At 52.8% G+C, this 22,064-nt stretch carries 25 protein-coding genes; 8 read left to right on the top strand and 17 right to left on the bottom strand.

Annotation, left to right across the window (positions count from 1 at the left end; genetic code table 11):
- Positions 1-64: 64 nt before the first annotated feature.
- From OGV94_RS04435 to mutY, 4 genes are all read right to left on the bottom strand, one after another.
- On the bottom strand, positions 65-1,321 hold the full coding sequence (locus OGV94_RS04435) for a nucleoside permease (RefSeq protein WP_043017551.1): 1,257 nt from the start codon (positions 1,319-1,321) through the stop codon (positions 65-67).
- Between the two features lie 210 nt (positions 1,322-1,531).
- Entirely contained in the window at positions 1,532-2,617 is a 1,086-nt protein-coding gene (mltC, locus tag OGV94_RS04430) for a membrane-bound lytic murein transglycosylase MltC (RefSeq protein ID WP_003825397.1), read from the bottom strand.
- 86 nt (positions 2,618-2,703) lie between these two features.
- On the bottom strand, positions 2,704-2,973 hold the full coding sequence (locus OGV94_RS04425; RefSeq protein ID WP_003027126.1) for an oxidative damage protection protein: 270 nt from the start codon (positions 2,971-2,973) through the stop codon (positions 2,704-2,706).
- A 27-nt stretch (positions 2,974-3,000) separates the two neighbouring features.
- On the bottom strand, positions 3,001-4,053 hold the full coding sequence (gene mutY / locus OGV94_RS04420; protein WP_043017992.1) for an A/G-specific adenine glycosylase: 1,053 nt from the start codon (positions 4,051-4,053) through the stop codon (positions 3,001-3,003).
- A 160-nt stretch (positions 4,054-4,213) separates the two neighbouring features.
- Here mutY and trmB point away from each other — a divergent pair, with 160 nt between their 5' ends.
- The 4 genes from trmB (at position 4,214) to ansB (ending at position 7,263) form a co-directional block, all read left to right on the top strand.
- Entirely contained in the window at positions 4,214-4,933 is a 720-nt protein-coding gene (gene trmB, locus OGV94_RS04415) for a tRNA (guanosine(46)-N7)-methyltransferase TrmB (protein WP_043017550.1), read from the top strand.
- Positions 4,933-5,259, top strand: a complete 327-nt coding sequence (locus OGV94_RS04410; protein WP_043017549.1) for a YggL family protein — start codon at positions 4,933-4,935, stop codon at positions 5,257-5,259. The genes trmB and OGV94_RS04410 overlap by 1 nt, the downstream gene beginning before the upstream one ends.
- A gap of 49 nt (positions 5,260-5,308) precedes the next feature.
- On the top strand, positions 5,309-6,028 hold the full coding sequence (locus OGV94_RS04405) for a YggN family protein (RefSeq protein ID WP_043017548.1): 720 nt from the start codon (positions 5,309-5,311) through the stop codon (positions 6,026-6,028).
- Between the two features lie 188 nt (positions 6,029-6,216).
- Positions 6,217-7,263: an L-asparaginase 2 gene (gene ansB, locus OGV94_RS04400; protein ID WP_043017547.1), complete on the top strand. Its 1,047-nt coding sequence runs from the start codon at positions 6,217-6,219 to the stop codon at positions 7,261-7,263.
- Between the two features lie 116 nt (positions 7,264-7,379).
- Here the strand turns inward: ansB and hemW are convergent, their stop codons facing one another.
- The 5 genes from hemW to OGV94_RS04375 are packed head-to-tail and all read right to left on the bottom strand — an operon-like array spanning position 7,380 to position 10,686.
- Positions 7,380-8,516 carry a radical SAM family heme chaperone HemW gene (gene hemW, locus OGV94_RS04395; RefSeq protein ID WP_075145647.1) on the bottom strand — a complete coding sequence of 379 codons (1,137 nt, stop codon included), beginning with the start codon at positions 8,514-8,516 and terminating at the stop codon, positions 7,380-7,382.
- A complete protein-coding gene (locus OGV94_RS04390; RefSeq protein WP_047408837.1) occupies positions 8,509-9,102 on the bottom strand; it encodes an XTP/dITP diphosphatase in 594 nt (197 codons plus the stop codon). Before OGV94_RS04390 ends, hemW begins: the two co-directional genes overlap by 8 nt.
- Positions 9,103-9,109: 7 nt before the next feature.
- Positions 9,110-9,400 carry a DUF167 family protein YggU gene (gene yggU / locus OGV94_RS04385; protein WP_005123286.1) on the bottom strand — a complete coding sequence of 97 codons (291 nt, stop codon included), beginning with the start codon at positions 9,398-9,400 and terminating at the stop codon, positions 9,110-9,112.
- Positions 9,397-9,963 carry a YggT family protein gene (locus OGV94_RS04380; protein ID WP_003825417.1) on the bottom strand — a complete coding sequence of 189 codons (567 nt, stop codon included), beginning with the start codon at positions 9,961-9,963 and terminating at the stop codon, positions 9,397-9,399. The genes yggU and OGV94_RS04380 overlap by 4 nt, the downstream gene beginning before the upstream one ends.
- A gap of 18 nt (positions 9,964-9,981) precedes the next feature.
- On the bottom strand, positions 9,982-10,686 hold the full coding sequence (locus OGV94_RS04375; RefSeq protein WP_286522686.1) for a YggS family pyridoxal phosphate-dependent enzyme: 705 nt from the start codon (positions 10,684-10,686) through the stop codon (positions 9,982-9,984).
- Positions 10,687-10,703: 17 nt separating this feature from the next.
- On the opposite strand from OGV94_RS04375, the gene OGV94_RS04370 reads away from it, so the two are divergent.
- A complete protein-coding gene (locus OGV94_RS04370; protein WP_172862391.1) occupies positions 10,704-11,684 on the top strand; it encodes a type IV pilus twitching motility protein PilT in 981 nt (326 codons plus the stop codon).
- Here the strand turns inward: OGV94_RS04370 and ruvX are convergent.
- The 8 genes from ruvX to metK all read right to left on the bottom strand — a co-directional run bounded on the left by ruvX (position 11,681) and on the right by metK (position 18,937).
- A complete protein-coding gene (gene ruvX, locus OGV94_RS04365; RefSeq protein ID WP_008785771.1) occupies positions 11,681-12,097 on the bottom strand; it encodes a Holliday junction resolvase RuvX in 417 nt (138 codons plus the stop codon). The genes OGV94_RS04370 and ruvX overlap by 4 nt on opposite strands.
- A complete protein-coding gene (locus OGV94_RS04360) occupies positions 12,097-12,660 on the bottom strand; it encodes a YqgE/AlgH family protein (RefSeq protein ID WP_003027086.1) in 564 nt (187 codons plus the stop codon). The genes ruvX and OGV94_RS04360 overlap by 1 nt, the downstream gene beginning before the upstream one ends.
- 176 nt (positions 12,661-12,836) lie before the next feature.
- Positions 12,837-13,784 carry a glutathione synthase gene (gshB, locus tag OGV94_RS04355; protein ID WP_043017542.1) on the bottom strand — a complete coding sequence of 316 codons (948 nt, stop codon included), beginning with the start codon at positions 13,782-13,784 and terminating at the stop codon, positions 12,837-12,839.
- A 19-nt stretch (positions 13,785-13,803) separates the two neighbouring features.
- Positions 13,804-14,535: a 16S rRNA (uracil(1498)-N(3))-methyltransferase gene (gene rsmE, locus OGV94_RS04350; RefSeq protein ID WP_016154393.1), complete on the bottom strand. Its 732-nt coding sequence runs from the start codon at positions 14,533-14,535 to the stop codon at positions 13,804-13,806.
- A 74-nt stretch (positions 14,536-14,609) separates the two neighbouring features.
- Positions 14,610-15,317, bottom strand: a complete 708-nt coding sequence (endA, locus tag OGV94_RS04345; protein WP_043017541.1) for a deoxyribonuclease I — start codon at positions 15,315-15,317, stop codon at positions 14,610-14,612.
- A 94-nt stretch (positions 15,318-15,411) separates the two neighbouring features.
- The gene (locus OGV94_RS04340; protein WP_043017540.1) at positions 15,412-15,909 is read right to left on the bottom strand and encodes a SprT family zinc-dependent metalloprotease; all 498 of its coding nucleotides are present in this window, start codon (positions 15,907-15,909) and stop codon (positions 15,412-15,414) included.
- A gap of 78 nt (positions 15,910-15,987) precedes the next feature.
- Positions 15,988-17,382 (bottom strand): galactose/proton symporter, encoded by a 1,395-nt coding sequence (galP, locus tag OGV94_RS04335; protein ID WP_003027074.1) that lies wholly within the window; start codon positions 17,380-17,382, stop codon positions 15,988-15,990.
- A 400-nt stretch (positions 17,383-17,782) separates the two neighbouring features.
- The gene (metK, locus tag OGV94_RS04330; protein ID WP_003027071.1) at positions 17,783-18,937 is read right to left on the bottom strand and encodes a methionine adenosyltransferase; all 1,155 of its coding nucleotides are present in this window, start codon (positions 18,935-18,937) and stop codon (positions 17,783-17,785) included.
- Between the two features lie 612 nt (positions 18,938-19,549).
- Here metK and yqgG point away from each other — a divergent pair.
- From yqgG to speA, 3 genes are all read left to right on the top strand, one after another.
- On the top strand, positions 19,550-19,744 hold the full coding sequence (gene yqgG / locus OGV94_RS25195; protein WP_072033362.1) for a small protein YqgG: 195 nt from the start codon (positions 19,550-19,552) through the stop codon (positions 19,742-19,744).
- A 91-nt stretch (positions 19,745-19,835) separates the two neighbouring features.
- Entirely contained in the window at positions 19,836-19,967 is a 132-nt protein-coding gene (gene yqgB / locus OGV94_RS04320) for an acid stress response protein YqgB (protein WP_049041971.1), read from the top strand.
- A gap of 8 nt (positions 19,968-19,975) precedes the next feature.
- Complete coding sequence (gene speA / locus OGV94_RS04315) at positions 19,976-21,952, top strand: biosynthetic arginine decarboxylase (protein WP_072033361.1); 1,977 nt, start codon at positions 19,976-19,978, stop codon at positions 21,950-21,952.
- Positions 21,953-22,064 lie beyond the last annotated feature (112 nt).

The raw sequence follows: 22,064 nt of genomic DNA, 5'->3' as shown, positions 1-22,064 counted from the left end.
GGCCTGGTCATTGAAACATTGTAGGCCGGATAAGACGCTCTGACGTCGTCATCCGGCCTACAGATTAGTGCGCGATAGTCTGGGTGCCAGCCGGAACGCGTACGTGTTTGTATTTAAACAGCGCAACGAAGGCAAAAGCCAGAACCAGCGAGTAACCTGCGAAGATTAGCCACACGGTCTGCCAGTCGGTAATACCGTTCAACGTATAGTATTCAACGACTTTACCGCTCACCAGCCCGCCCAGAATACAACCGAAGCCGTTGGTCATCATCAGGAACATACCCTGTGCGCTGGCGCGGATCTCAGGGCGAACTTCTTTCTCTACGAATACAGAGCCAGAGATGTTGAAGAAGTCGAAGGCGCAGCCGTAAACAATCATCGACAGCACCAGCAGCACGGTACCGAACGGAGTCGGATCGCCGTAGGCAAACAGGCCGAAGCGCAGCATCCACGCCACAATACTGATAAGCATCACGTTCTTAATGCCGTAACGGCTTAAGAAGAACGGGATGGTCAGGATAAACAGGGTCTCGGAAATCTGCGAAATCGACATCATCACCGATGCGTGTTCAACGATGAAGCTGCCGGAGAACAGCGGGTTGTTATCGAAGCTGTGCAGGAAGGTATTACCAAACATATTGGTAATTTGCAGCTCTGCGCCCAGCATCATCGAGAAAATAAAGAAAATCGCCATACGCTTGTTTTTAAACAGCGCGAAGGCATCCAGGCCGAGCATAGACGTCCAGCTCTGGTTTTTCTGCTGGTTAGCGACCGGAATATGCGGCAGCGTCAGGGTGAACAGCGCCAGTACCACGGACAGCGTCGCACCGATATACAGCTGCATATGGCTCAGTTCAAAGCCGGAGAAGCTTACGGCCCACATTGCCATAATAAAACCGATGGTGCCCCAGATACGGATTGGCGGGAAGTCCGTAACGATATCCATCCCGGCTGACTGCAGGCGGTAGTAAGAGATAGTGTTGATTAACCCCAACGTTGGCATATAAGCCAGGGAGTTAAGCAAGATCACAAAGAACATGGCGCCTGGCGTGGTGACCTCGGCTGCGGCGAACAGCGTTGCAGCGCCGACCAGGTGGCAAATAGTATAAACCCATTTCGCACTGATCCATTTGTCAGCCACGATCCCTAACAGTGTAGGCATAAACACGGCGGCGATCCCCAGCGAGCTATATACTGCGCCAATGGATGCACCATCGAATTTAAGGGTGACAAACATATAGGAGCCGAGGGTAGTGAGCCAACTACCCCATAAGCAGAACTGCAGAAACGAGAGAACTTTCAGCTGCAGCTTAAGATTCATGTTAATTTCCTCACACCGTAATGCGGATGAATGTTTTAAAAGGCACATTTGCCGTGGCTATATGATGTGATTCTATCAACGAGAGGCACTCTTTTTTTGTTACCTGTGACAAATATTTGCAAACAATTTCTGCTTGCAAAGCAAAAGAGTGATGGGGTTAACGTTTTTGGCTCTTCTGGCCCCCGTTTCAGGGGGCAGAAGAGGGATACATTAGTGGCGTCGATATGATTTTTGTGCGGAATTGACCTTGTAAAGGTATCGACGTGATTCAGCAGAAGGGTGTCGGGTGGTCAGCGTTTGATAAACGTCTCCCGGGGACATGCTGTTAATAATATTCGCGGCCTGAATTTTATCGTTCGAGAATACGCGCAGCACGCTGCCCGCGCCGCCGTTATACGCGGTGATCACCGCATAGCGACGCGAGGTTGGATTATCGATGCCACCCAAATAGACATTGTTGAGCATTGCCAGATAGGCGGTACCGGTATCAATGTTGCTGGCTGGGTCAAACAGGAAACTACGGCTTGGCGTGCCTGAGCGACCTTGCGAGCGGAACACATCTTTCCCGGCGCTGTGCTGTACCACCTGCATCAGCCCCAGTGCATCGGCATGGCTGACCGCATAGGGGTTAAACGAGGATTCGGTTTGCATGATGGCCAGAATCAGCGACTCGTCGACGCCATACTTACGAGAAGCCTGGCGCACCATGCCGACGTACTTATGCGCGCGCTTATCAAGGTGGTTCGGCACCAGATTGATCGTTACGCTATAGATGATACGCAGGCCATTGCTGCGGCTTTTAAGTCGCGTTTGCAGCAGATAGTTGGCAAAGTTGGTAGCTCGTCCCTCCCAACGAATGGGCTGGCCGGTATTATCAACCACCTGTCCGTACAGGAACGGCTCTTTGGAAATCTTAATGTCATCGACATCGGAATAGAGGTCGATAGAACCCGGATCATCGCCCATTAGCAACGTCTTGATAATCGCCCGGCGCAGGTGTCCGGCGGGATCTGTCCCGGCAATGGTCTCGACGGTTATCGTACCGTCATCAAAGTTGATATGGCTGCGGGTTTGGTACTGATCGGTATACTTGACGTAGTCCTTCGGACCCGCAATCAGCACTTCCTTAAATCCCCACAGGTTCTCAATGTTATGGGCAAATTGCCCCATCAGAATATCAAAACCGTTGGTATCCTTGACCCAGGCTTCGTTATAGGAATCGCCTTTTTTGGTCGAACTGGAACAGGAGATGAGCAACGGCGCAATAACGGCAAGCGCGAGAAATTTTTTCATCATTCCGGGAGTGCGTGTTGTGTTTGTTATTTGCAAGGACCAGATTAAATCGTAGGCCGGATCAGCGCAGCGCCATCCGGCAACGGTTCTTATGACTCTGGCGTATAGCCTTCAATATGCACATCCTTACCTTCAAACAGGAAGTTAATCATTTCCTGTTCCAGTAACTTACGGTGTTCGACGTTCATCATATTGAGTTTTTTCTCGTTAATCAGCATGGTTTGCTTATGCTGCCATTGCGCCCATGCTTCTTTAGAAATTTCGTTATAGATACGTTTTCCCAGATCGCCCGGGTACAGCTGAAAATCCTGTCCTTCTGCTTCGCGTTGCAGGAAAGTGCAAAAAATCGTTCTGCTCATAAAAAATCCTCTCTATCGACCGGTACGTTAAACCTGGGTGCCGGCACGTAATTGCTGTAACAAACGCTCCACGGGGGCCGCCAGTCCGACCGACGGCGGTTGCGCTAAGTTATACCAGAGCGCGTTGCCTTCATCCATGCATGAGCTGAATGAAGACACGGGAAGCCACATAGGCACAATATCTAAGTGGAAATGGCTAAAGGTATGGCGAAACGCATTAAGTTGGGTCAGATTATCTGCGTTAATTTGTCGTTGCGCCAGCCAGTTGCGTAGCCCATCTTCATCGTCAAACTGCGGAAAACAGTATAAACCACCCCATAAGCCGCTGGGTGGCCGCTGCGCGAGCAACACCTCTTCATCATGCTGCATCAGTAAAAAATAGCCCGTCCGTTCCGGTAGCGTCTGTTTGGGTTTTTTACCAGGGTACTGCGCCCAGCTTGCATTGGCGCTTGCCACACAGCCATTTTCCAACGGACACAGGGAACATTTAGGTTTTGAGCGCGTACAGACCATGGCGCCTAAATCCATCATCGCCTGATTAAATCGCTCAACGCCGTGGGCAGGCGTAACCCGCTCGCTCAACTCCCACAGTTTCTTTTCAACCTCTTTTTTACCCGGCCAACCGCTTACAGCATAACAGCGAGCCAGCACACGTTTGACGTTACCGTCGAGAATCGGAAAATGCTGACCCAGAGAGAGAGAAAGGATCGCGCCTGCGGTTGAACGCCCGACGCCAGGCAGGGCGGCCACCTCTTCAAAGGTTTGCGGGAATATGCCGCCATGCAGCGTCACAACCTGCTGCGCCGCTTTATGCAGATTTCGCGCACGGGCGTAATAGCCCAGCCCGGTCCATAAATGCAGGACTTCATCCAGCGGCGCATGGGCTAAATCCGTTACCGTTGGGAAGCGCGCCATAAAGCGCTCAAAATAGGGGATGACGGTGGCAACCTGAGTTTGTTGCAGCATCACCTCAGAGAGCCATACTTTGTAAGGCGTCTTGTCAATTTGCCAGGGCAGCGTTTTCCGCCCGTATTTGTCGTACCAGCTCAAAACCTGAGCCGAGAATTGAGACGCTTGCATGATTACCGTTTCATTATTGCCGGGGGCAAGATTGCAGCACAGCGGCAACGGGGTGTAAACCGGAACTTTCCGCTGCTCACTTTCTTCCTTTACTTGCATCCGGCAACTAACTTTGGATAATGCCCGTTTTCAGAACTCAATCACAGCAGACTAAACTTTTATGAAGAACGACGTCATTTCACCGGAATTTGATGAAAACGGCCGCCCGCTGCGCCGGATTCGTAGTTTTGTTCGTCGCCAGGGGCGACTGACGAAAGGGCAGGAACACGCGCTGGAAAACTACTGGCCGGTGATGGGCGTTGAGTTCAGCGAAGAGCCTGTGGATTTCGCAGTATTGTTTGGTCGCGACGCGCCAGTCACGCTGGAAATCGGTTTTGGTATGGGGGCTTCGCTGGTGGCGATGGCGAAAGCGTGCCCGGAACAAAATTTCCTCGGCATTGAGGTTCACTCGCCGGGTGTTGGCGCGTGTCTGGCTTCAGCCCATGAAGAGGGCGTCGAGAATCTGCGCGTCATGTGCCATGATGCCGTTGAAGTCCTGCATAAAATGATTCCTGACAATTCTTTATCTATGGTTCAGCTGTTTTTCCCTGACCCGTGGCATAAAGCACGTCATAATAAACGCCGTATCGTTCAGGTACCGTTTGCTGAGCATATCTTAAGCAAGCTGAAGCTGGGCGGCGTGTTCCACATGGCAACCGACTGGGAAGCCTACGCGGAGCACATGCTGGAAGTAATGTCCTCAATTGACGGGTATAAAAACCAGTCAGAGAGTAACGATTATGTACCGCGCCCACAATCGCGCCCGGTAACCAAATTTGAACAACGTGGTCATCGTCTTGGCCACGGCGTATGGGACTTAATGTTCGAGAGGGTGAAATAATGGCAAAGAACCGTAGCCGTCGTCTGCGTAAAAAGATGCACATCGACGAATTCCAGGAAATAGGATTTTCGGTTGCATGGCGTTTCCCGGAAGGTACATCCGGAGAGCAGGTCGATCAAATCGTTGATGACTTTATCAATGAAGTTATCGAACCGAACAAACTGGCCTTTGACGGCAGCGGCTATCTGGCCTGGGAAGGTCTGATCTGTCTGCAGGAAATCGGCAAATGCACCGAAGAACATCAGGCTATCGTGCGTAAGTGGCTGGAAGAACACAAACTTGAAGAAGTGCGTACCAGCGAACTTTTCGATATTTGGTGGGACTAAGTAGCACAGGGTCGGCAAATGCCGGCCCGATTTGTATTGAGGGAAAGATATGATGCGCAAAACGCTGCTGGCGGCAGTCCTAACGTTCACGGCGATGGCCGCACATGCCGATTATCAGTGCAGCGTCACCCCGCGTGACGATGTGATTTTGAGCCCACAAACTGTGCAGGTGAAGGGGGAGAACGGCGACCTGGTTATTACCCAGTCCGGTGATGTTACCTTTAACGGTAAACAGTACAACCTGAACGCCGCACAGCGTGAGCAGGCCAAAGATTATCAGGCGGCGTTGCGTAGTAGCCTGCCATGGATTGATGAAGGTGCCAGAGCGCGCGTGGAGAAAGGTCGCGTGGCGCTGGACAAAATCATCGCCAAAGAGGTCGGCGAAAGCAGCAACATGCGTGGCCGCTTAACCAAGCTGGATGCGCAGTTGAAAGCGCAGATGAACCGCATCATTGAGCATCGTACTGACGGCCTGACCTTCCATTATAAGGCGATTGATCAGGTTCGCGCGGATGGACAACAGCTGGTGAATCAGGCGATGGGCGGTATTTTACAGGACAGCATCAACGAGATGGGGGCGAAAGCCGTGCTCAAAGGCGGTGGTAATCCGCTGCAGGGCGTACTCGGAAGCCTCGGCGGTTTGCAGACCTCAATTCAGAACGAATGGAAGAATCAGGAACAAGACTTCCAGCAGTTTGGTAAAGATGTTTGCGCCCGCGTCGTGACGCTGGAAAACGATCGTAAAACGCTGGTTAGCGCTCTGAAATAATCTTCACCTCTTTTTAACGGCACAGAAACATTCTGTGCCGTTTTATTTTGTACTTTTCTGTTTTTTTGATATCCATCTCTAAGAATGACAATTTGATGGAGATATAAATCTGGTTAATTGGATGGCGTCACATTATTCATCTGTAAGATAGACATAATGCTGCAAATTCAAGTAACTGGAGAAATAACATGGAGTTTTTCAAGAGAACGGCACTTGCCGCACTGGTTATGGGTTTCAGCGGCGCGGCGCTGGCATTGCCAAACATCACCATTTTAGCTACTGGCGGAACGATTGCCGGCGGCGGTGATTCCGCGACAAAATCTAACTACACGGCAGGCAAGGTCGGCGTAGAAAATCTGGTTGATGCCGTACCTCAGTTGAAAGATATCGCCGTTGTGAAAGGCGAGCAGGTGGTGAACATCGGCTCCCAGGATATGAATGACGAAGTCTGGTTAACACTGGCGAAAAAGATTAATACCGAGTGTGATAAAACCGACGGCTTCGTGGTAACTCATGGTACGGATACCATGGAAGAAACCGCCTATTTCCTCGACCTGACCGTCAAGTGCAACAAGCCGGTGGTGCTGGTCGGCGCAATGCGTCCGTCTACAGGTATGAGCGCTGATGGCCCGTTCAATCTGTATAACGCAGTGGTTACCGCAGCAGACAAAGCCTCTGCCAACCGTGGCGTGCTGGTGGTGATGAACGACACCGTTATGGATGGCCGCGACGTGACCAAAACCAACACTACCGATGTCGCCACCTTCAAATCCGTTAACTATGGCCCGCTGGGCTACATCCATAACGGTAAGATTGACTACCAGCGTACGCCTGCGCGTAAGCACACCACATCCACGCCGTTCGATGTTTCTAAGCTGACCGAGTTGCCGAAAGTTGGGATTGTTTACAACTACGCTAACGCATCCGATCTGCCGGCAAAAGCGCTGGTGGACGCGGGTTACGCCGGGATCGTCAGTGCGGGTGTAGGTAACGGTAACCTGTATAAAACCATTTTCGATACGCTGGCAACTGCCGCGCACAAAGGTACCGTTGTGGTGCGTTCATCCCGTGTACCAACCGGCTCCACCACGCAGGATGCTGAAATTGATGATGCGAAATACGGCTTTGTGGCTTCAGGCTCTCTGAACCCGCAAAAAGCGCGTGTTCTGCTGCAGCTTGCGCTGACCCAAACCAAGGATCCTAAGCAGATCCAGGAAATGTTTAATCAGTATTAATCGATGAAGGTGGCTGCGCTTATCGCCCTAACCCTGTAGGTCTGATAAGCGCAGCGCCATCAGGCAATTTGTCGGATGGCGGCTCAAGGCCTTATCCGGCCTACATCGTTACCGTATTACTCCGCCAGAAACAGCTCCAGCAGCGAATTCAAAAACAACTTACCGTGTTGGGTGATCTGCCAGTACTCATCGCATTCAATCAGGTAGCCCTGGGCGATAGCCTCATCGATCTGCCGGCGAATAACGTCTTCGGTAAGCCCGGTATATTGCGTGAACTCTGCACGCGGCGCGGCTTCCAGTAACCGGAAACGGTTCATAAAGAACTCGAACGGCTTGTCGGCTTCGGCAACATCACGCTGGCTTTCCAGGTAACGCCCTTGCATGTATCCGCGTGGGTGCCGCGTTTTGGTGGTGCGCAGGATGCGTCCGTCCGGGAACGTGATTTTGCCATGCGCGCCGCAGCCAATACCGAGATAGTCGCCAAAACGCCAGTAATTAAGGTTGTGCTGACACTGATAGCCTGGTTTCGCATAGGCTGAGGTTTCGTACTGCTGATACCCTGCGGCGGTCAGCAACTGGTGGCCTTGCTCAAAAATATCCCACAGCGCATCATCGTCCGGTAACACCGGCGGTCGGGAACCGAACAGCGTGTTGGGTTCGATGGTCAACTGATACCAGGAAAGATGCGGCGGGTTGAGCGCGATGGCCTGCTGTAAATCGCCCAAAGCTTCTTCCAGCGTCTGATCCGGTAAACCATGCATCAGGTCGAGGTTAAAGCTGCGTAGCTCCAGACCGCTCGCCAGGTTTGCCGCTCGTTTGGCTTCTTCCGGCCCGTGAATACGTCCCAGACGCTCGAGTTTGGCGGAGCTAAAGCTCTGTACGCCAATCGAGATGCGGTTGACACCAGCGCGTTGATAATCAACAAAGCGATCGGCTTCCACCGTCCCGGGATTCGCCTCCATCGTGATTTCTGCATCTGCGGCCAGATTCAGCCGTGCGCGTACGCCGTCGAGCAGCGTTTGCATTGCCGGGCCAGAAAGCAGGCTCGGCGTACCACCCCCGATAAAAATCGTCTTTACTTCACGTCCCTGGGCGTGAGCCACCTCAGTATCCAGATCGCTCAGCAGATGCTGCACATAGTCGTCATGAGGGACTTCGCCTTTTAGCGCATGCGAGTTGAAGTCGCAGTACGGGCATTTCTGCACGCACCACGGGATGTGAATATAAAGACTTAGCGGCGGAAGCTTAACCATTACGCAGGGCATCCAGCAGCAGCTTCAGCGCCTGTCCGCGGTGAGAAATCGCACTTTTTTCTTCACGGGTCAGCTCGGCGGCGGTTTTCCCTTCAGATGGTACAAAGAAGATTGGGTCGTAGCCAAAGCCACCGTTTCCGGCAGGTTCGCGGGTAATCACGCCCGGCCAGCTTCCGTGACAAACTAAAGGAGTAGGATCGTCTGCATGGCGCATATACACCAGCACGCAATGGAATTGTGCCTGACGCTTGTCATCAGGAACATCCTGCAGGGTGTGAAGCAGTTTTTCCAGGTTCTGCCGATCGGTCGCATCTTCGCCGGAGTAGCGGGCTGAATAGATGCCTGGCGCGCCGCCAAGGGCATTTACCGCCAAACCTGAGTCATCAGCAATGGCCGGTAAGCCGGTAATTTGCGCGGCATGACGCGCCTTCAGAATGGCGTTCTCAATAAACGTCAGTCCGGTCTCTTCTGCAGAATCAACACCCAGATCCGTTTGGGCAACAACATCAAGACCGAAATCACTCAGAAGAGAGGCGAGTTCACGCACTTTACCGGCATTGCCGGTCGCGAGGACAACTTTTTGCATGGGATACCTAATCAGTTAGCGCCGCAATTTCGGGCGGGATCTGTTGCGGATGAATGATTTTAACCTGTTTGTGACGACCAAGCTCGCCCTTCTCAATGACGACCTGGCTTTTTGCTACGCGGAACTGTTTACCGAGAAACTTCACCAGATGGCTATTGGCTTGTCCATCAACCGGTGGGGCGGTAATGGCGACTTTTAGCTCGTCGCCATGTAAACCCACAATACTGTCACGGCTGGCTTTAGGCTGAATGTAGAGCCGTAAAACCAGACCGTCGTCGCAGGGTGTAACGGCACTCATAGCGCCATCCACAGCCCCGGCAGCAGCATGTTGCCTGTCGCCTGTAACACTTCTGCGATGCCCATATTAATGACATAGAGCAGCAGAACCAGAATCATTGGCGAGAAATCGATCCCGCCCATGCCTGGAAGTATGCGACGGATAGGGCGCAGCAGCGGATCTGCCAGTTGAATCAGCACGTACTCCACCGGGCTGCGGCCCTGGCTGACCCAGCTCATAATCGCCATCACCAGCAGTACCCAGAAAATCAGCAGCCCGATGGTCTTCAGGACAATCAGCACGGCGGCGATCCAGATGATCGGCTGGAACGTGACCACCTTAAACAGCACGATTGCCTTGATAAAGCTGAGAACCAGCGCAACTAATGCCGATGCGCTGTCGATCGGTCCCATCGGGGGAATAATGCGGCGTAACGGCCCAATAATAGGCTGAGTGATTTTCACTATAAACTGCGAGAACGGGTTGTAAAAATCGCAGCGAGACCATTGCATCCACACGCGCAGCAGCAGCGCCATGGTATACAGCTCAATTACCGTTGAGAGCAGGAAGGTCAACGTATTCATGGTGTTCCTTAGTTTTCCTTATTTTTTAGTGTAATCACGAGCACCAAAAATGGCAGTGCCGATGCGCACCATCGTGCTACCCGCCGCGATTGCGGCATCCATATCATCAGACATCCCCAGTGAGAGTGTGTCGATACTTGGGTAACGTGTTTTCAACCCGGCAAATGCTACCGCCATTTGCTGTGCAACTTCAAACTGCCTTACATAATCTGACTCTGGCGCCGGGATCGCCATCAAACCACGCAGGGTAATGCGCGGCAGTGCCGCGACGTCAGCGGCCAGTGCCTCAAGCTCTGCCAGCGGAATTCCTGACTTACTGTTCTCATCACTGATATTAATCTGAATCAGTACATTGAGCGGTAGCAGTTGTGCCGGGCGCTGTTCGCTCAGTCGGGCAGCGATACGCAGACGGTCGATCGTATGGCACCAGTCAAAATGTTCAGCGACCAGACGGCTTTTGTTGGACTGCAGCGGGCCGATAAAGTGCCACTGCAGATCGTTAACCCCTTTTTCCTGGAAGTAGCGGATTTTATCCACCCCCTCCTGAACATAGTTTTCACCGAAGGCACGCTGCCCTGCGGTAATGGCTTCTTCGATGGCGCTCGCAGGTTTGGTTTTGCTGACTGCAAGCAACATAACTTCTTCTGAAGACCGCCCGCAACGCGTCGCGGCGGCTGAGATTTTGTCCCGGACATGTGCCAGGTTATGCGCGATATCGTTCATTTTCCGAGGATGTTCATATGAATATGGAAGAAATAGTGGCCCTTAGTGTAAAGCATAACGTGTCGGATCTACACCTGTGCAATGCATGGCCTGCGCGTTGGCGCATACGTGGAAAAGTCGAAATCGCGCCATTTACTCCGCCTGACGTGGAGAATCTGCTGATGTGCTGGCTCAGCGAGCAACAACAGGTACAGTGGCGGAAACAGGGGCAGATTGATTTTGCTATTGCGCTGGCAGATTCCCGACGTCTGCGCGCCAGCGCTTTTGTTCATCAACAGGGTACGTCGCTGGCGCTAAGATTGCTCCCGCTTGATTGTCCACGTTTAGACGATCTCCAGACTCCCGAGGCCATACCTGAACTGCTGCACAGTGAACATGGATTGATTCTGGTCACGGGAGCCACCGGCAGCGGTAAATCAACGACCCTGGCAGCGATGGTGGAGTACCTTAATCAGCATATTGCGGGGCATATTCTGACGCTGGAAGACCCGATTGAATATCGCTACTCCAGCCAGCGCTGTCTTATTCAACAACGGGAGGTGGGCGTTCACTGTGCTTCTTTTGCCGCTGGCTTGCGCGGCGCGCTGCGTGAAGATCCCGACGTCATTTTGCTGGGCGAACTGCGCGACGTGGAAACCATTCGTCTGGCATTAACGGCAGCGGAAACCGGGCACCTGGTGCTGGCAACGTTACATACGCGAGGGGCTGCGCAGGCTATCGCACGGCTGGTGGATACCTTTCCCGCGCAGGAGAAGGATCCGGTGCGTAATCAACTGGCAGACAGCCTGCGGGCAGTGCTTTCGCAAAAGCTGGAGGAAGATAAGCTGGGAGGACGCGTGGCGCTATTCGAGCTGCTCGTCAACACGCCCGCCGTGGGCAATTTGATTCGTGAAGGGAAAACGCATCAGCTACCCGGCGTAATTCAAACCGGGCAGCAGACAGGCATGCAGACGTTTGCACAAAGTCTGCAGCAGCGACAGGCGCAGGGGCGGCTTTAGTAGCCCTGCTCGAAATAGCTTTCGAGGATGACCACGGCAGAAGCGGAGTCTACTTTGCCTTTATTCAACGCCCGGTATCCGCCTTGCTCAAACAGGCCAGAGCGGGCTTCGACGGTGCTCAAGCGTTCATCGTGCAGCGTTACGGTAACGCCAAAGCGACCGTGAATGCGGTTAGCGAACTTGCGCGCGCGCGCAGTAAGGGGTTGTTCGGTGCCATCCATGTTGAGCGGCAGACCTACGATAATTTCGTCCGGCTGCCACTCTTTGAGCAGACGTTCAATCAAACTCCAGTCCGGCGTACCGTCCTGCGCTTTGATGGCGGGCAAGGGTCTTGCCGTACCGGTAATGCGTTGGCCAACCGCGACGCCGATACTTTTTGTACCAAAATCAAAAGAGAGTAATGTTCCGCTCATCAGGCATGTCCCGCCACGCCAGGCATGGTCTGAATATCAATCCCGATAAGCTTCGCCGCATCGCGCCAGCGGTCGGCAATCGGCGTTTTGAATAAGATGTTGAGGTCTGCGGGGGCCGTGAGCCAGGCGTTATCCAGTAGCTCTTGCTCCAGTTGACCTTTTTCCCATGATGAATAACCCAGCGCAACCAGCACCTCGGACGGTTGCTCCTGCGTACCCAGAGTTTCTAATACATCGCGGGAGGTGGTGATGATGGTGTTATCTGAGATGCGGATACTGGATGCAAAGCGTGACGGCGGGGTATGCAGAATAAACCCACGGTCTTCCGCCAGCGGTCCGCCGAGCATCACCGGTTTATCCAGACGAATGGCCGGATCGCGTTCTTCTGGCGTTATCTTCAGCTTTTCCAGAATTCCTTCAATCTGTAAGTTTTCCAGAGGCTTATTAACGATAATCCCCATTGCTCCGTTCTCATTATGTTCACAGATGTACACCACGGAACGGCGGAAAATCGGATCCTGGAGAGCAGGCATGGCAATCAGAAAGTGATGCTGTAAATTCATTGTCAGAGGTTCTGTTTCCTGGTTCAAAAAAGCAACAGAGCCCAGTATGTGGGCAAAGCTCGAAGATGTCACCCTCTGAAGATAGCTTTGCCGGATGGCGGCTTCGCCTAATCCGGCCTACGGGGTGTAATTCCAGGCCGAATAAGACGCGATGGCGTCGCTATCCGGCAACGTATCTATTTCTGCAAACGCGCTTCAATGGCATCCATCAGCATACCGGTAATCGAAACCGGGAACTCCGCTTCAATTTCACGAATACAGGTGGGGCTGGTGACGTTAATTTCTGTCAGGCGATCGCCAATGATATCCAGACCGACAAAAATCAAACCTTTCGCTTTCAGCGTTGGCCCAATGCGGCGTGCGATTTCCCAGTCGCTGTCGGTTAATGGACGCGGCTCGCCACGGCCACCGGCGGCCAGGTTGCCACGGGTTTCACCGCCCTGTGGAATACGCGCCAGGCAGTACGGAACGGGTTCGCCATCGACCACCAGCACGCGTTTATCGCCATCTTTAATTGCTGGCAGATAGTTCTGCGCCATGCAGTAGCGGGTACCGTGCTCGGTCAGCGTTTCAGCAATCACGCCGAGGTTCGGATCGCCTTCCTTCACGCGGAAAATAGATGCGCCGCCCATGCCGTCCAGCGGTTTGAGAATGATGTCGCTGTGTTTTTGCCAGAAGGCTTTCAACTGCGCTTTGTTACGCGTGACCAGCGTTTCCGGCGTCAGGTCGGCAAACCATGCGGTGAACAGCTTTTCGTTGCAATCGCGCAGGCTCTGCGGCTTGTTGACGATTAGCGTTCCTTTCTCTTCTGCACGTTCCAGAATATAGGTCGCGTAGATGAACTCGGTATCAAACGGCGGATCCTTACGCATCAGAATGACGTCCAGGTCTGCCAGCGGGAGATCCTGCTCGCTCTTAAACTCATACCACTTGTCGTAGTTCTGCTCTACGCTCAGGGTACGCGTGCGGGCGCGGGCTTCACCGTTTTCCAGATAAAGATCGGCCATCTCCATATAATGAATTTCGTAACCGCGACGTTGCGCTTCCAGCAGCATAGCGAAGCTGGAATCTTTCTTGATGTTGATGCTTGCGATGGGATCCATCACGATGCCGAGCTTAATCATGTTCTTCTCCGTTTATGCCTTAGCCCAGATCGCCAAAACGCACTTGTAACGCGGTAATGGCGGTGAGCGCAGTTGTCTCAGTACGCAGAACGCGAGGTCCTAACAGAATATCAGTAAACTGATAGCGTGCGGTCATGGCAATTTCATCAGCCGACAACCCGCCTTCCGGGCCAATCAGCAAGCGGATGCGTTCCACCGGCAGCGGCAGCGTATTGATGCTGGCGCTGGCGCGCGGATGCAGGTTCAGTTTCAGACCTTCGTCCTGTTCCGCGCACCACGCTTCCAAATCCATTGCCGGGCGAATTTCAGGCACCCGGTTACGACCGCACTGTTCGCAGGCGGCAATAGCGATTTTCTGCCACTGCTGGAGCTTCTTGTTCAGGCGTTCGCTGTCCAGTTTAACGCCGCAGCGCTCAGAAAAAAGTGGCGTAATGAGGCTTACACCCAGTTCGATCGATTTCTGGATAGTAAATTCCATTTTTTCTCCGCGCGACATCACCTGACCCAGGTGGATGTGCAACGGCGATTCACGATCGTCGAGTTCGGCGTTAAGCACCTTCACATCCACGCTTTTTTTACTGGCGTGGGTGATTTCAGCGTCGAATACCTGATTGCTGCCATCAAACAGCTGTAGCGCCTGGCCCGGTCCCATACGCAGCACGCGGCCAATATGGTTGGCTGCATCTTCACACAGTGATATTTGGCTGCCGGAAGTGAGTGGCTCAGGGTGATAAATGCGAGGAATGCGCATAGTTTAACATCCGCGTCTTAGCCCTGGGCTACGAAAGGCCAGGGCATGGTTAAAAATATTGACGCTAGTGTAGGTTAGCTCTTTTGCGCCTGGCAAGCGCGTTGCACATATGGGTTATGGTTACCCTGTACCTTCGCGATGCGTTCGTCGCGCTCACACTCCCAGTCGGTGACCGGATATTGCTTATTCCAGGCATTAAAAAGCTGGGTTTGCTGGCGAGAGAGCGTCAGGTCGTACTGGTCACGCATGTAAAAATAGGTGCGTGCGATGGCGCCGCGGGCGCGGGCTGGTGGTTCGGCAACTTTCTCTTTGAAATCAACCTTCATAGTGCATTGCCCATACTGACCTTCGCCACCGTTCCACTGGCTGTACATAAAGTTTGCACGATCGCCATTTACTTCACCGACCGCAGGCTGCAGGTTATGCATATCGCTTTCCATTTTGCGATAGACCGGATCTTTGGCGCAGTTTTTGCGCCCTCCATCCTGCCAGCACTGGCGCTGATGACCAAATTGCCAGGCGGGGACAACGTGCTCCCATTCAATTCGGCTGGCGCGGTTTTCATTTTTTCGTACTTTATAGCCACATGATTCGAGGTCAACGACCCCTTTTTTGCCTTGCCAGTTAATTTTACAGCCACAATAGAAATCGCCCGGCGCATCGGCGTTAACTTTGACGCCTGCCGCTTTTGCCTGAGAAAAGCTGTTGATGCCTTCGGCTAAAACCGGACCTGAAAACGCTGCGGCTAACAGGGCCGCAGCAAAAGAAAGATTACGGTACATCACGAACTCCGTGTCAAAACGAGTCCGCAACGTAGCGAAAGTTATTCCTGTATGCAATCAGTTAGATCAGAAAAGTTCCTGATAATTCTGAAGATTATTCCGCAACCAGCGGTTCGCCACAGTGAACGCAGCGGTAGGTGGCCTCACCACGTACAACACGGTTATGTCGACGAACGGTCAGTTGGTGTTCCTGACACTTACAGCGGTAAGTAAAGGTCTTACGCTGCACCGATTGCAGTTCAAATTGATGCGTACGCCGGGCTGGTACGCCCAGCACGCTCTCCATCATCCATTTCCACTCTTTCCCGTGCGGCGACACGCGGCCAAAGTGCTTCCACACCAGTAAATGCGCCAGTTCGTGGGGCACCACTTCGTTAACGAACGCGTCGACGTTCTCCATCAGCAGGACGGGGTTAAGGCGAATTTCATAGGTTTGTAGCCACGCGGTACCCGCGGCGGTTCCGCGCTGTTGGTAAACCAGCTTTGGCTCCGGGTATTGGCGTTCCAGCTTGAGATTGGCCTGGGCGAGTTTTTCCCGCAGGCTGCGCATAACGGCTTGCTGGATGGCGATAGGGAGACGGGAGGTTTTCATAACGGCAGAGGATAGTGCGATAGGGAAGGGACTGCAAGAGGTAGGCTTCCTCCCGCTGGGGGAGAAAGCCTTTCGTGATTAATCGTGTGCGCCAATTTCGCGCAGTTTACGACCTTTCATCAGGTTACGTTCAATGTGTTCCAGAGAGACGTTTTTAGTTTCAGGGATCAGCCACAGAGTCAGGAAGATGAACAGTACGTTCAGGCCACCGTAGACCCAGAAGGTGTTGGCGCTGCCCAGCGAGTTCAGCATCGTCAGGAAGGTTGCGCCGACGATCATGTTGGCAATCCAGTTGGTTGCGGTAGAGCAGGTGATGCCGAAATCGCGACCTTTCAGCGGCTGGATTTCAGAGCACAGTACCCAAATCAGCGGACCGGCGCTCATCGCAAAGCCAACGATAAACATCAGCAGCATCAGCACTGCGAAGTATTGTGCGGCAGCCGAGTGAATCCCCACGTGCATCATTGTACCCAGCACGCCCATACCGACGGCCATGACGATAAAGCCGAGGATCAGCGTAGGCTTACGGCCCCAACGGTCAACCAGGCCAATGGCGATAAAGGTTGCCAGCACGTTGGTCAGGCCAACGATAACCGTTCCCCACATCTGCTCGGTGGTGTTGGTATAACCCGCCAGTTCAAAGATTTTTGGCGCGTAATACATAATGACGTTCATCCCGGTGAACTGCTGCATCACCTGTAACAGCACGCCAAGGAACACTGCGCGGCGGAAGTTGCTGTTCTCTTTAAACAGCGCCCATCCGCTCTGCTTCACCTGCAGGCTTTCACGAATTTCATCCAGCTCACGTTTAGCTTCAGCACTGGTGTCACGCAGACGCAACAGTACGCGTTCGGCATCGACAAAGCGGCGTTTAGCAGCAAACCAACGCGGGCTGTCCGGCAGGAAGATGACGCCAACCAGCAACAGCAAGGCAGGGATGATGATCACACCCAGCATCCAGCGCCATGCGCCGCTGTAGCTAAACGCTGTATCGGAAAGATACGCACCTAAAATACCGATGGTAATCATCAACTGATACATAGAGATCATGCTGCCGCGAATTTTTTCCGGGGCAATTTCAGACAGGTACAGCGGCGCGGTATAAGACGCAACGCCTACAGCCAGGCCGAGCAGGACGCGGGAAACCAGCAGCACTTCAACGTTTGGCGCTGCGGCGGAGAACAGAGAACCGGCAACAAACAGAATTGCGCCGATCATCAGACTCTTTTTACGACCCAGCTTGAAGGAGAGCCAGCCGCTGCCGACGGCGCCCACTGCCGCACCAAACATCATGGAACTTACCACCCATTCCTGAGTGTGCGGGGTAATTTGAAACTCGTCGGTGATGAAAGGTAAAGCACCGGCAATAACACCGATATCCAGACCAAAAAGTAATCCAGCCAGGGCTGCCAGGAAGCAGACAAAAAATGTCATAGCTTTGTTGGAACGCCCCGTTTTTTTATTGTCAGGCATGATGCCCTCCGGTTGGGTAGCTAGTTTTGTTGATGTTAAGGGTAGGTGAGTACGGGGTAAAAAAATGCGAATCACATCACATTAGTGTAATCGGTTACACTGGCATTCATACGGATTATTGATTAATTATTTGAAAGTTAACATTATTTATTTAGAGCTGGAAAGGTTGGTTGCCTGATTTTAAGACAATGCTGAAATATAATGTAACGGTGATGCAGCTTTAGTAGCAAAGGGGTGTTAAGTCAAGGTAGGTAGAAATACTGAGCTATGTAATCGCTTTCATTTGTTGTTTAATGCAATGGAAATCAGGGGTGTTTTAGCGATGAGGTAGGAGAGAGAAAAGGACATAAAAAAAGACCAGCGCGAGGCTGGTCTTATAAGCGTTGAGCTGTGGGGGAAATTACTTCAGACCGGCAGCTTCACGCAGCAGAGCGGCTTTGTCGGTTTTTTCCCAAGGGAAATGTTCGCGACCAAAGTGACCGTAAGCAGCGGTTTCTTTGTAAATCGGGTGCAGCAGATCCAGCATCTGAATCAGGCCATACGGACGCAGGTCGAAGAACTCACGCACCAGCAGGGTCAGCTGTTCTGAAGGCACTTTTTCAGTACCGAACGTTTCCACCATGATAGAGGTCGGTTCAGCCACGCCGATTGCGTAGGAAACCTGAATCTCGCAGCGGTCAGCCAGGCCTGCGGCAACGATGTTTTTCGCTACATAGCGGGCTGCATAGGCTGCGGAACGGTCAACTTTAGACGGATCCTTACCAGAGAATGCGCCGCCACCGTGACGTGCCATACCGCCGTAGGTATCAACAATGATTTTACGACCCGTCAGGCCGCAATCACCCATTGGGCCGCCGATAACGAAACGACCGGTTGGGTTGATGAAGAATTTGGTCGAAGCGGTCAGCCATTCAGTCGGCAGCACCGGCTTGATGATCTCTTCCATAACGGCTTCTTGCAGCGATTTCTGGTCGATATCTTCAGAGTGTTGAGTAGACAGAACAACTGCATCGATACCGACGATTTTGCCGTCATCATACTGGAAGGTGACCTGGCTTTTTGCATCCGGACGCAGCCAGGATAAGGTGCCGTTTTTACGCACTTCAGCCTGACGCTGCACCAGACGGTGAGCATAGGTTATTGGGGCAGGCATTAGCACGTCGGTTTCGTTGGTTGCATAACCAAACATCAGACCCTGGTCGCCTGCGCCCTGTTCCAGCGGATCGGCACGGTCAACACCCTGGTTGATGTCCGGAGACTGTTTACCAATCGCGCTGAGTACCGCACAAGAGTTGGCGTCAAAACCCATGTCGGAATGCACATAGCCAATTTCGCGAACTGTGTTACGGGTGATCTCTTCGATATCAACCCATGCGCTGGTGGTGATCTCACCGCCAACTAAAACCATGCCGGTTTTGACGTAGGTTTCGCAGGCAACGCGTGCTTTCGGATCCTGCTCCAGGATTGCATCCAGCACAGCATCAGAGATTTGGTCAGCGATTTTGTCAGGATGCCCTTCTGATACGGACTCGGACGTAAAAAGGTGTTTTGCCATATTTAATTTCACCTAAGGAGAATTTGGTTAGCTCAAACTGTCGAGTGGAATAGCCATGTGTAGAAGATTCTACCATGAGTCTGCAGATGACGAACACTGGCAGTCTGAGTGTTAATCGGTATAGATGGATTAACATCTGGACGGCTATTTTAGGACAGTTCTTCGCCTGATTTCCAGCTTTTTTTGATTGAGGTCGCATTGTACTGAAAATGAAACTGGAAATTTTTCCTGACGGTGCTGGCAATGTGCATATTTATCTTTTGCATTTTCGTACTGTTGTCGGTATAAAACGCGGCGCGCGGCTCATATCCGTCATACTTCAAGTTGCATGTGCGTTGGCAATACTCGCCCCGTTCCTGGGGCTCGCCCTATGGGCGCTGTGGACAGCGTTCAAATCCGTTCCTGACGGATTTGTCTCGCTAGCCCCAGTCACTTACTCATGTAAGCTCCCGGGGACTCTATGCGTTGCCGCCTTCCCACAACTCGAATTATTTAGGATAGACAAAAGCACACGACGTTTTCATCGTGTTGCCACTTCCAGCCGGGTTAAAACTTTAGCTTTGGCTTGTGGGTTCGTTCCGTAAGGAGCAACCGTGGAGGTGATACGAGATAATGAACCGTTGTATTCTGCTGAATCTGTCGCACCGTTCTGGTGTACATATGTCCCCCGCAATCTGCATCTCTGCTTTGCATACCTGTCGATGTTATATACACAAAATCATTCATGCTGGTCGAGGCTGCATGAAGGATGAAGTGTGTACCCATCTCGGCGTATCTCAGGACTCAAGAGCCGGTAACGGTCACTAAGAACTGAACAAGGGCGCTCTTGGTAAACAAGAGTTTTCTCGTGGTTTCGCCGAACCGTCAGCATTAAGTTCGGTTACGTGTTTACATTGATATGAAAAAGAAACCGGTCGCACAGTCGGAGCGTCAGCACTATCTGCTGGAAATTCTGCCTGTATTTGGGTTGTTATCGCGTCTTCGGATTGCGATAGTAGTCAACTGTTTTACACTTGTTAATAAAATTTGAGGTTCGCTATGTCTGACGACATTTCTTTGGGTTCGCCTTCGTCAGCAGGCGAACACGGTGTACTACGCTCCATGCAGGAGGTTGCAATGAGTTCCCAGGAAGCCAGCAAGATGCTGCGTACTTACAATATTGCCTGGTGGGGTAATAACTACTATGACGTCAATGAACTGGGCCACATCAGCGTGTGCCCGGATCCGGACGTACCCGAAGCGCGCGTTGACCTTGCTGAGCTGGTGAAAGCCCGTGAAGCACAGGGCCAGCGTCTGCCTGCATTGTTCTGCTTCCCGCAGATCCTGCAACACCGTCTGCGTTCGATTAACGCCGCCTTTAAACGCGCCCGTGAATCTTACGGCTACAACGGTGACTATTTCCTCGTTTACCCGATCAAGGTCAACCAGCACCGCCGCGTGATTGAATCGCTGATCCACTCCGGCGAACCGCTGGGACTGGAAGCGGGTTCTAAAGCTGAACTGATGGCCGTTCTGGCCCACGCCGGAATGACTCGTAGCGTGATCGTGTGTAACGGTTATAAAGACCGCGAATACATCCGTCTGGCGCTGATTGGCGAGAAAATGGGCCATAAGGTCTATCTGGTCATCGAGAAGATGTCTGAAATCGCTATCGTGCTGGATGAAGCTGAACGCCTGAATGTTGTTCCGCGTCTGGGCGTGCGTGCGCGTCTGGCGTCGCAGGGCTCCGGTAAATGGCAGTCCTCCGGCGGTGAAAAATCGAAATTCGGCCTGGCGGCAAACCAGGTGCTGCAACTGGTAGAAATTCTGCGCGAGCGCGGCCGTCTGGACAGCATTCAGTTGCTGCACTTCCATCTCGGCTCCCAGATGGCGAATATTCGCGATATCGCCACCGGTGTGCGTGAATCCGCCCGTTTCTACGTTGAACTGCACAAGCTTGGCGTGAACATCCAGTGCTTCGATGTCGGCGGTGGTCTGGGCGTGGATTACGAAGGCACCCGTTCGCAGTCCGACTGTTCCGTAAACTACGGCCTCAACGAATACGCGAACAACATTATCTGGGCCATTGGCGATGCCTGCGAAGAGCACGGCCTGCCGCACCCAACCGTTATCACCGAATCCGGTCGTGCGGTTACCGCGCACCATACCGTGCTGGTGTCTAACATTATCGGCGTTGAGCGTAGCGAACACACCGAAGCAACGCCCCCGGCTGACGATGCGCCGCGTGCCCTGCAAAGCATGTGGGAAACCTGGCAAGAGATGCACGAGCCGGGAACCCGTCGTTCGCTGCGTGAATGGCTGCACGACAGCCAGATGGATCTGCACGATATTCACGTTGGCTACTCTTCAGGCACCTTTAGCCTGCAGGAACGCGCGTGGGCAGAGCAGCTCTATCTGAACATGTGTCACGATGTACAAAAACAACTCGACCCAAGCAACCGTGCGCACCGACCGATTATCGACGAGCTGCAGGAGCGTATGGCGGATAAGATCTACGTCAACTTCTCCCTGTTCCAGTCGATGCCGGATGCGTGGGGGATCGATCAGCTGTTCCCGGTAATGCCGCTGGAAGGACTGAACCAGGCGCCAGAGCGTCGAGCGGTGCTGTTGGATATCACCTGTGACTCTGATGGCGCTATCGACCACTACGTTGATGGTGATGGCATTGCGACCACCATGCCGATGCCGGAATACGACCCGGAGAACCCGCCGATGCTGGGCTTCTTTATGGTAGGGGCGTATCAGGAGATCCTTGGCAACATGCACAATCTGTTCGGTGATACCGAAGCGGTTGACGTGTTCGTCTTCCCTGACGGCAGCGTAGAAGTTGAGCTGTCTGACGAAGGAGATACCGTGGCGGATATGCTGCAGTACGTGCAGTTGGATCCAAACACCCTGCTGACGCAGTTCCGTGACCAGGTGAAAAACACCGATCTGGATACCGAGCTACAGCAACAGTTCCTCGAAGAATTTGAAGCGGGTCTGTACGGATACACCTATCTGGAAGACGAGTAAAGCTGTGCGGGTTCGCTTGAATCCGTACAAATTAACGGCGATAATTCGGCAATACAAGTAGTCACGTAAATCAATCCCTTCCTCGTCGGGCTTAACGACGCGGAGGGGATTT

The organism is Citrobacter sp. Ce006 (genome assembly GCF_030336535.1).
GTDB lineage: Bacteria > Pseudomonadota > Gammaproteobacteria > Enterobacterales > Enterobacteriaceae > Citrobacter > Citrobacter europaeus.
This window is presented reverse-complemented; position numbering and strand designations above follow the sequence as displayed.

Excerpts from the sequence above, each read along its gene's own strand:
- mutY (WP_043017992.1), bottom strand. The coding sequence starts at position 4,053 with ATGCAAGCGTCTCAATTCTCGGCTCAGGTTTTGAGCTGGTACGACAAA.
- yqgB (WP_049041971.1), top strand. The coding sequence starts at position 19,836 with ATGAAAAAGAAACCGGTCGCACAGTCGGAGCGTCAGCACTATCTGCTG.
- mltC (WP_003825397.1), bottom strand. The coding sequence starts at position 2,617 with ATGATGAAAAAATTTCTCGCGCTTGCCGTTATTGCGCCGTTGCTCATC.
- yqgG (WP_072033362.1), top strand. The coding sequence starts at position 19,550 with ATGAACCGTTGTATTCTGCTGAATCTGTCGCACCGTTCTGGTGTACAT.
- speA (WP_072033361.1), top strand. The coding sequence starts at position 19,976 with ATGTCTGACGACATTTCTTTGGGTTCGCCTTCGTCAGCAGGCGAACAC.
- OGV94_RS04380 (WP_003825417.1), bottom strand. The coding sequence starts at position 9,963 with ATGAATACGTTGACCTTCCTGCTCTCAACGGTAATTGAGCTGTATACC.
- OGV94_RS04410 (WP_043017549.1), top strand. The coding sequence starts at position 4,933 with ATGGCAAAGAACCGTAGCCGTCGTCTGCGTAAAAAGATGCACATCGAC.
- OGV94_RS04375 (WP_286522686.1), bottom strand. The coding sequence starts at position 10,686 with ATGAACGATATCGCGCATAACCTGGCACATGTCCGGGACAAAATCTCA.
- metK (WP_003027071.1), bottom strand. The coding sequence starts at position 18,937 with ATGGCAAAACACCTTTTTACGTCCGAGTCCGTATCAGAAGGGCATCCT.
- OGV94_RS04390 (WP_047408837.1), bottom strand. The coding sequence starts at position 9,102 with ATGCAAAAAGTTGTCCTCGCGACCGGCAATGCCGGTAAAGTGCGTGAA.
- galP (WP_003027074.1), bottom strand. The coding sequence starts at position 17,382 with ATGCCTGACAATAAAAAAACGGGGCGTTCCAACAAAGCTATGACATTT.
- OGV94_RS04360 (WP_003027086.1), bottom strand. The coding sequence starts at position 12,660 with ATGAATTTACAGCATCACTTTCTGATTGCCATGCCTGCTCTCCAGGAT.
- trmB (WP_043017550.1), top strand. The coding sequence starts at position 4,214 with ATGAAGAACGACGTCATTTCACCGGAATTTGATGAAAACGGCCGCCCG.
- endA (WP_043017541.1), bottom strand. The coding sequence starts at position 15,317 with ATGTACCGTAATCTTTCTTTTGCTGCGGCCCTGTTAGCCGCAGCGTTT.
- OGV94_RS04340 (WP_043017540.1), bottom strand. The coding sequence starts at position 15,909 with ATGAAAACCTCCCGTCTCCCTATCGCCATCCAGCAAGCCGTTATGCGC.
- OGV94_RS04435 (WP_043017551.1), bottom strand. The coding sequence starts at position 1,321 with ATGAATCTTAAGCTGCAGCTGAAAGTTCTCTCGTTTCTGCAGTTCTGC.
- ruvX (WP_008785771.1), bottom strand. The coding sequence starts at position 12,097 with ATGAGCGGAACATTACTCTCTTTTGATTTTGGTACAAAAAGTATCGGC.
- hemW (WP_075145647.1), bottom strand. The coding sequence starts at position 8,516 with ATGGTTAAGCTTCCGCCGCTAAGTCTTTATATTCACATCCCGTGGTGC.
- OGV94_RS04370 (WP_172862391.1), top strand. The coding sequence starts at position 10,704 with ATGAATATGGAAGAAATAGTGGCCCTTAGTGTAAAGCATAACGTGTCG.
- rsmE (WP_016154393.1), bottom strand. The coding sequence starts at position 14,535 with ATGCGCATTCCTCGCATTTATCACCCTGAGCCACTCACTTCCGGCAGC.
- OGV94_RS04405 (WP_043017548.1), top strand. The coding sequence starts at position 5,309 with ATGATGCGCAAAACGCTGCTGGCGGCAGTCCTAACGTTCACGGCGATG.
- yggU (WP_005123286.1), bottom strand. The coding sequence starts at position 9,400 with ATGAGTGCCGTTACACCCTGCGACGACGGTCTGGTTTTACGGCTCTAC.
- ansB (WP_043017547.1), top strand. The coding sequence starts at position 6,217 with ATGGAGTTTTTCAAGAGAACGGCACTTGCCGCACTGGTTATGGGTTTC.
- gshB (WP_043017542.1), bottom strand. The coding sequence starts at position 13,784 with ATGATTAAGCTCGGCATCGTGATGGATCCCATCGCAAGCATCAACATC.
- OGV94_RS04425 (WP_003027126.1), bottom strand. The coding sequence starts at position 2,973 with ATGAGCAGAACGATTTTTTGCACTTTCCTGCAACGCGAAGCAGAAGGA.